Origin of the sequence: Shewanella abyssi (assembly GCF_023284025.1) — a bacterium.
Classification (GTDB): Bacteria; Pseudomonadota; Gammaproteobacteria; order Enterobacterales; family Shewanellaceae; genus Shewanella; species Shewanella abyssi.
The window spans coordinates 1-7958 of record NZ_JAKIKR010000095.1; the positions used below are offsets into that span (position 1 = coordinate 1).

Here is a 7958-nt window from a genome sequence, read left to right on the forward strand (position 1 = left end):
GCAACGGGTGGGGTTTTAACGGCACAACCAGTAATTGATAATGCAACAAGACTCACTAGGACTAAATTTTTCATTCTGAATTCATTTCTTATATGTTTTTGGATGCTCATGAGTATACATGTGTGTACGCATGGGTGTAAAGGTTGGATTAGAGCCACTTGAACGAATAGACCATCGGTAATAGCGAGTTGAGTCTTGATGGCTCTGCTGTAGATATTTAGCACTAATATAGTCAATGCTTATTTTGCCCTGTATCATGCGTGCCAGACATTTTATGATGAAGACTGCCAAGATGAGCAATGCCAATAAACCCGCTACCAATGCGCTGCTAAAACAAGCCCACAACAACATGCCTTTAGGCGTAGCTGATAGCTATCGTTATTGGGGTGAAGAAAATACCGTATTTGTTAAAAGCAGCCTGGGTTGCACCATTACCGATGCCGACGATCAGCAGTTTATTGATTTCCGTCTTGCCTATGGGCCTATCATCTTGGGCTATCGCGATAGCCGAGTCGATCAAGAAGTCGTCGCAGCAATCACAGAACGAGGCACTATTTCTGGCTTTTCAACTGACCTTGATTCTCAAGTCATCGAACTGATCAAGCAGATGTGTCCTAATATCGAGAAGATGCGCTTTGCTAACTCGGGTACCGAGGCTGTCATTGGCGCGGTACGTACCGCCCGTGGTTTTACCAATCGTAATAAGATTGTGGTGGTTGAAGGCGGTTTTCATGGCCTATACGACGAGATGATGTGGAAATCAGATGTAGACAATTGGGATAACACCACTGAAGAAGCACCGAAGATTGCCTCTTTTGGTGGCGGTATTCCTGAAGCGAGTCGTGAGCACTTAGAAACTGTACCACTGAATAACTTTGCCGCTATTGATGAAGTCTTTGCGCGTGTTGGCGATGATATCGCCGCTATCGTGATTGAACCGATTTTAGGCAACTGCGGTAGCATTGCATCGAGCCAGGAATACATGCAGAAATTGCGTGATATCTGTGATGCCAATGGCACCTTGTTGATTATGGATGAAGTTAAAACAGGTTTCCGTGTCGCTAAAGGCGGTGCACAGGAACTCTACGGGATCCATGCCGATTTAACGACTTATGCTAAAGCGATGGGCAATGGTTACCCAGTAGCGGCCTTTGGTGGCCGCAGGGACGTGATGGATGTGATTAGTTTTGGTAAAAATGGCGTCACTCACGGTGGTACATATACCGCCAATATGATTGCGCTAAGTGCAGCCAAGGCAACGTTGACTATTTTGAATGAAACCGATGCCTATGCCAGCATCAATAAAGCCGGTGCTGATATTCAACAGCTGTTATCGCGGGTATTCAGTAAACACGGTATTGAGCATAAGTTTGCCGGTCCTGATGCGATGTTTGGCATTCATTTCGGCAGCGAAGTACCGCATAACTACCGAGATTGGAAGAAAACCGACAGTGACCTATATACCGAGTTTGCTCATCACTTGATTAAGAGTGGCATCATGTTGGAACCTGATTCTCGCGAGCCGTGGTTTATCTGTGAATCCCATAAAGACATCGATCTGGTCAAGCTGGAAGAGATTGCCGATGCCGCCATGGCAAAAGCTATCGCTGATCGCAAGTAACTGACTATGCAGTTCTAGGTCTATTTCTAGGTCAAATACTAGGAAAAAAGCCAGTATTTACAGATAAAAAAAGAGGTTAACCTAAGGGTTAACCTCTTCTGTCTCAATGGTAGCTAAAATAGGGATAAGACACAGGGTTGATGATTTTGTTGGAAGCTTAATGGTTACACTAAGCTGGTTAGCATCTCATCTGAATAGGACACTAATTCATCTCCTTCTCGGACTCGGGCAACATAATCGGGGTTAGCAATAAAAGGTCTGCCGATCGCGAGTAGATCAAATTTATTTTCGGCGATAGCGGCGCTACCTGTTTCGGCGCTATAACTGCCTACACCAACCAGAGTCTTACTGTAAACGCTACGTACGTAACTCGATGCACTGCCGTCTAGATAATCAAACTCCATCGCATCATCAAAAATACCAATGTGCAAAAATGCCAAATTACGCAACTCAAGCTCAGCTAATAAGTAGTCAAATACGCCGCGGTCTCGTTTGTCACCTGCCATATTGAAATAAGCACCTGGTGAAACGCGCAGTGCGGTTCTGTCATTACCAATACGCTGACTTATGGCGTCAACAACAGCTAAAGGAAAGCGCGCCATATTTTCAACGGTTTGACCATATTCGTCAGTGCGACGATTACTGTCGTGATGCAGGAACTGATCGATAAGGTAACCGTTAGCACCATGGATCTCGACGCCATCGAAGCCAGCATCAATCGCATTTGCTGCAGCCTGAGCATAATCAGCGACTAACTGCGCGATCTCATCATGGCTAACCGCTTTAGGGACTTGATAGCTCAATTCACGCATTCTAGGAACACTGCCTTCGACGCCAATCGCGGATGGGGCTAATACCTGTGTTGAACCTGACTTTTCAAAAAAGTGCGGGTGTGCCACTCGACCGGTATGCCACAACTGCGCAAATATCTTACCGCCACCTTGATGCACTGCATCGGTCACGACTCGCCAACCATCTATTTGAGCTGGGGTAAATAAACCGGGCGTGTTGGGGTAGCCTTGGCCATCGGCACGGATAATCACCGCTTCAGAGATGATAAGGCCCGCTTCTGCGCGGCGAGCATAATAATCAGCCATGGCCTGAGTCGGCACTAATTCATCATCTGCCATGCAACGAGTCAGCGGGGCCATAAGAATGCGATTTTGTAGGGTGATAGTCTCGTTGAGTGCAAAATTTTGAAATAGGTTATCAGTCATAGCGACCTCCGTTTCTTGAATAATCATTCAAGTATTATTTTGAACAAACATTCAAAATTAAGTACAATCAGTTTATTGTCGCCCCATAAATTAAAGCTCGGAGCCCAAGCCCGCATGCGTAATGCTGAATTTGATAGAGAAAAAGTACTGAGATCTGCCATGACCGCTTTTATGGATAAAGGCTACGGCAAGACGAGTATGCAAGATTTGACTAAAGCCACAGGTTTGCACCCCGGCTCTATCTACTGTGCATTCGATAATAAACGCGGCCTGTTATTAGCGGCTTTAGCGCAATATAAAACCGATAGAAGTGCAGAGTTTCAGCGTTTCTTTTCTGGAGAAAAGCTGGTATTAGTTGAGCTTAAAGCTTATCTGGATAACATAGTGCAGGAGTGCATTAGTTGCGAAGCGGCTAAAGCGTGCTTGCTCACCAAGGCGCTTAATGAGATGGCGCAGCAAGATGAAGAAGTACAAAAAACGATTACCGAAAATCTGGCAAACTGGCAGCAGGGGCTCGCCGAGGTTTTAGCGTTAGCGCAAACGAAAGGTGAGCTGAGCACGAAACGTGATAGCCAACATTTGGCCCGTTTTCTAGTGATGGGGATATACGGTTTAAGAACCTTTGCACACACGCATCCCAAAGGCGAAACGCTGCAAGAGTTAGCTGACCAACTCTTTTTAGATATCAGTGCCTAGGTTTGCAGTGCTAACAGCTGAATAGGGGACTCATCAAATTCAGTGCCCCTAAGTATCTACTCAATTTTGCCAATTTTAATTTATCTCCGTCCGGCTAATTCCGCTGATTGCACTTGCTGAGTGGAAAGGGGACTAATGACTAAAAATGTTGTCTATTTGTAATTTATAGCTAGATCATCTACCCTATTTCTTCATTTTAAGGCCATTGCATAGCGGTATAGTAAGTATAAATAAAGATAACAAATCTTAATTATACTCAGTGCAAACAGCGACAGGAGAAACATGTCAGACTCTGATATATCACCTCAATTCGATACAAAAATGAGCATTGCTGATTATAAAAAGGTAATCCAAGATGCTGACAACTACTTTAATAAAAACTTCACCCACGTTGCCATCGACGAGATTGTAAAGTTACGCGCTGACTTTTTTGATGCTCTCCTCCTTCATCTCTGGCAATGCGCCGATCTCGTCACCGAAAACTTATCCCTCAACGCTGTCGGCGGTTATGGTCGTCAAACCCTGCATCTACATTCTGACATTGATATTTGTGTGTTATTTGCTGACAAGCTTAGTCCTCATCAAGAGGCACAAATAGGCCAGTTTTTTACCCAGCTATGGGATATAGGCCTAGAACTCGGTCATAGTGTTTTAGCGCTGAATGAAGTTGATAACGCCTGTGAAGATATCACCATTGCTACTTCACTCTTTGAAATTCGCCATTTAACCGGCCCAAAATCACACGCTAAACAAGTCTCAGAAAGACTTTATGGCGATGACCTTTGGAGCAGTGAAGCATTCTTTAAAGCGAAATTCAGCGAACAAGATGAACGCCACAAAAAGGCGCAGGGTAGTGCTTTTAGCCTAGAACCAAACCTAAAAAACAGCCCTGGCGGCATGCGCGATATCCAGACCTTGATCTGGGTTACTCGTAAGTATTTTGCTGCAGAGGATATGGCGGCCCTAAGGCGATTCGGCTTCTTTACCGCCGACGAATATGCAGAATTATTAGAGTCACAACATTTTATTTGGCGTGCTCGTTGGGCACTGCATGCAGCGGCGCAGCGTTCTGAAAATCGATTACTCATTGGTTTGCAAAGTGATGTTGCTAGGTTAATGGGCTTTGGTGACAGCAGTCACCTTGCGATCGAAAAAATGATGCGTCAGTTATACCGCGCGATGAGACGGATTAGCGAGCTCAATCAAATGTTATTGCAGTATTTTAAAGATGAAATACTAGTACAAACTGACAAGAAGTCCACCGCGATTAATCAACATTTTGAAATCAATGGTCGACAGATAAATGCTCGCCATGATGATGTCTTTGTTGATCGTAAACAGCTTATTGCGCTGTTTATCCATATTGCAGAAAATGCCAACGACATCGACGGTATTTCGCCGCAAACCATTCGCTTAATACGTCAGGTTAGACGACGACTATTGGGGGATCTGCAAGATTTTGACAGCTGTCGTAAAGAGTTTATCTCGCTATTTCGTCACCCTCAAGGCATGGGGCTCGCGCTATCGTTAATGCACAAACATGGCATTTTAGCGTCATATCTTCCCCAGTGGCGTGAAATTGTCGGTCAGATGCAATTCGACCTTTACCATGTTTACCCTGTCGATGAGCATACTCATAAGTTACTGAAAAATTTATATTCATTGAGCTATAAAACGGAAATCCCCTCGCTTGTACAGCCAAGTGCAGTTTACAAAGCGATAGAGAATAAAGAGGTATTGTTGTTAGCTGCTCTATTTCATGACTTAGGCAAGGGCCGCGGCGGTGATCATAGTGAGTTGGGGGCCGTCGACGCGCTGCAATTTGCAAAGTTTCATGAGTTAAAACCTTCGCAAGCTAAGGTGATGGCTTGGTTAGTTAAAAATCATCTATTGTTATCTCTGTCCTCGCAACGATTAGATATATATGATCCTTCGGAAGTTAAAAATCTTGCTAAAACGATAGGGACTAAAGCTAGACTCGATGCGCTCTATTGTTTAACGGTTGCCGACATTAAGGCGACAAATGATGATCTGTGGACCAACTGGAAGGCAACCTTACTTCGAGATCTCTATTTATCGATTAGTTACGCGTTGCGTAATGGCTTAGAGAATGTGTTAGAGCAACGAACTATCGTCCGTGAACACAAAAATGAAGCGCTAGAACTGATGGGTGTGAGTACAGCACCGGATTCCATAAAGCAGCTGTGGAAACGCTTACCTCTTTCATTTTTTAGTAATGCTCAACCCAGTGACATAGCCCGTTACTCTAAAGCCATGACGCAATATCCTGCTGACCGTGCACTTATTCTGCTAGATGAAAGCAGCACTAAAGGTAGCAGCGACCTATTCGTCTATATGAAAGACAAGCCGGGCTTGTTTGTTACGCTATTTAATACCTTAGCCTCACTACAGATCTCCGTTCAGCAGGCGAATATCTCCAAGACTAAAGATGGTTATGTGGTGGAGTCTTTAAAAATACTGGATTATGACGATCACCCAATAAGAACTGCTGGGCGACGAGACCGTATCAAGCAAAAGCTGAAACAAGTATTGTTTGAAAACAGAAAGGTGCCTAAGCAACGCCTTAATAGCAATATTGGCTCATTCGTCAGCGAAGCCAAAGTTGAGTTTTTACACTCTCGTAAAAAGGATAGAACGCTAATCAGTGTTACGGCGCTCGATAATCCACAGTTTATGAGTCACTTCTGCAACGGCTTCAGGCTATTTGAACTCAATATTCACTCTGCAAAAATAACCACAGTGGGTGAGCAGGTTGATAATGTATTCCTGGTCTCTGACAAAGAGGGTCAATCACTAGATGATGAGAGTAAACAAGCGTTGAAATCTTTCTTTGTCGATATCATTAAAGAACAGACTCCTGCTTAATTGAGCAGGTGGCAGTTAATGATTAAATAGCCACAGAGTAACTTATTCGAAAGTACAGCTATGAACGAAGCCATTACCATCTTACTTCCCTCGCTTATTCATCGAATAGGCAGGGAAGTCGTCAATCGAGCCAAAGTAATTGCTACGCAGTACCACTGTGAGCTTAAGCGGGTGCGGCGCTCTAGAAACTGGCAGCTCACTGGCGAGGCTGTCAACATTCAATCGTTTACCAGTGACTTGAGTGCAGAGTCAATGAAAGCAGGGAGACCTGCGGTGAGAGGTGATGATGAGTTTCGTTACCTTATCCAAAAGATTGAAACTGCATTGCTCAGTCATGCAGATAAGTTGGAACCGCTAGCGGCAAAGCTTACCCGTCTCATTAATGAAAACCCCAACATCACCTTGGCCGAATTGGTGCACATCACCGATTGCACCATGAGCGAGGCCAGAACGGCACGCTTTGACGCCGAACTTTGGTAGCGCCATTCCAAGTTGAATAAGGGTTCCTTGTTCAACTCGGAAGTTAACAAAAAACAAAACTCAGCTTTTTAGACTATTTTGTTAAACGAAAATCTCTACAGCACCTTGACTTTATGTTGTTGATTTAAAAGCTTTTTATGATGCCGTTGGTCGCTGCGGTACCAGTTGCACTCTATATTGCGCTGCAATTTTGCGGCAATGACATCTTTTTACATAAATTAAACCTTTACAATATCTCAAAGTGCTGTAAAGTACGCCTTGCTCTGGCATACAGAGTTATTAATGAAACATCAAGTAAAAGAAAAGCTTCAGATTCTGCGTTATCGTTGTATCATCTGTGTTTCCCTTAGCTTCATCGTAACATTTAATAATTCAGGCTCTCAGCACATCGCAATTTCGCGATAGATTTATTAATTCTCAACTATATAAGGGACATAAAATGTCTAATTCAACTACTGGTATCGTAAAATGGTTTAACGAAGACAAAGGTTTTGGCTTCATTACTCAAGACAATGGCGGCGCTGACGTATTCGTACATTTCCGCGCTATCACTTCAGAAGGTTTCAAGACTCTTGCTGAAGGCCAAAAAGTTTCTTTCGACCTAGAGCAAGGCCAAAAAGGCCCACAAGCAGCTAACGTAGTTGCTATCTAGTCGAAAGTCGATTCAAAAAGTTTAATTACTGCTTGAGTCACTTTAAATAATTGAAGAGAAGTTAAATTTTCTTTAATTATTAAAAAGAGCGAACCTTATGGTTCGCTTTTTTGTGTTTTGAGAACATGAATTTCCCCCCTTATATTCACTTTCCACTTTCCACTTTCCACTTTCCAGTTGTGCAGTTATACCCATTCCATACAGTGATTTTAATTGCCGCTGAATGAACCACTATTCAATGGTATTGGTCAGTGTTACCTAGTAGGACATTGTTTTAAAAGCTAGCATTCTTTTAAGTAATACCAGTTACATTAACTAAGTTATCAATTCTGTCCACTCTCTTGAGCAGAGTTTCATTACGCATTTAGGTTCCATGATGAAGTCATTCCAAGCTCTCGTGCATTGT

6 protein-coding genes are annotated in these 7958 nt (G+C 43.5%); 5 read left to right on the plus strand and 1 reads right to left on the minus strand.

Annotated elements, in window-relative coordinates:
• The first annotated feature begins 274 nt into the window (after positions 1-274).
• Positions 275-1621, plus strand: coding sequence for an aspartate aminotransferase family protein (locus L2755_RS21505; protein ID WP_248982693.1), 1347 nt, complete (start codon positions 275-277; stop codon positions 1619-1621).
• Between the two features lie 164 nt (positions 1622-1785).
• Here the strand turns inward: L2755_RS21505 and L2755_RS21510 are convergent, their stop codons facing one another.
• On the minus strand, positions 1786-2838 hold the full coding sequence (locus L2755_RS21510) for an alkene reductase (protein ID WP_248982694.1): 1053 nt from the start codon (positions 2836-2838) through the stop codon (positions 1786-1788).
• 114 nt (positions 2839-2952) lie between these two features.
• On the opposite strand from L2755_RS21510, the gene L2755_RS21515 reads away from it, so the two are divergent.
• The 4 genes from L2755_RS21515 to cspE all read left to right on the plus strand — a co-directional run bounded on the left by L2755_RS21515 (position 2953) and on the right by cspE (position 7552).
• Positions 2953-3534, plus strand: a complete 582-nt coding sequence (locus L2755_RS21515; RefSeq protein WP_248982695.1) for a TetR/AcrR family transcriptional regulator — start codon at positions 2953-2955, stop codon at positions 3532-3534.
• A 282-nt stretch (positions 3535-3816) separates the two neighbouring features.
• On the plus strand, positions 3817-6420 hold the full coding sequence (glnD, locus tag L2755_RS21520; RefSeq protein WP_248982696.1) for a [protein-PII] uridylyltransferase: 2604 nt from the start codon (positions 3817-3819) through the stop codon (positions 6418-6420).
• A 60-nt stretch (positions 6421-6480) separates the two neighbouring features.
• A complete protein-coding gene (locus L2755_RS21525) occupies positions 6481-6900 on the plus strand; it encodes a ribosome recycling factor family protein (protein ID WP_248982697.1) in 420 nt (139 codons plus the stop codon).
• A gap of 439 nt (positions 6901-7339) precedes the next feature.
• Entirely contained in the window at positions 7340-7552 is a 213-nt protein-coding gene (cspE, locus tag L2755_RS21530; protein WP_101093053.1) for a transcription antiterminator/RNA stability regulator CspE, read from the plus strand.
• The last annotated feature ends 406 nt before the right edge of the window (positions 7553-7958 follow it).

Excerpts from the sequence above, each read along its gene's own strand:
- L2755_RS21505 (WP_248982693.1), top strand. The coding sequence starts at position 275 with ATGATGAAGACTGCCAAGATGAGCAATGCCAATAAACCCGCTACCAAT.
- L2755_RS21510 (WP_248982694.1), bottom strand. The coding sequence starts at position 2,838 with ATGACTGATAACCTATTTCAAAATTTTGCACTCAACGAGACTATCACC.
- L2755_RS21515 (WP_248982695.1), top strand. The coding sequence starts at position 2,953 with ATGCGTAATGCTGAATTTGATAGAGAAAAAGTACTGAGATCTGCCATG.
- glnD (WP_248982696.1), top strand. The coding sequence starts at position 3,817 with ATGTCAGACTCTGATATATCACCTCAATTCGATACAAAAATGAGCATT.
- L2755_RS21525 (WP_248982697.1), top strand. The coding sequence starts at position 6,481 with ATGAACGAAGCCATTACCATCTTACTTCCCTCGCTTATTCATCGAATA.
- cspE (WP_101093053.1), top strand. The coding sequence starts at position 7,340 with ATGTCTAATTCAACTACTGGTATCGTAAAATGGTTTAACGAAGACAAA.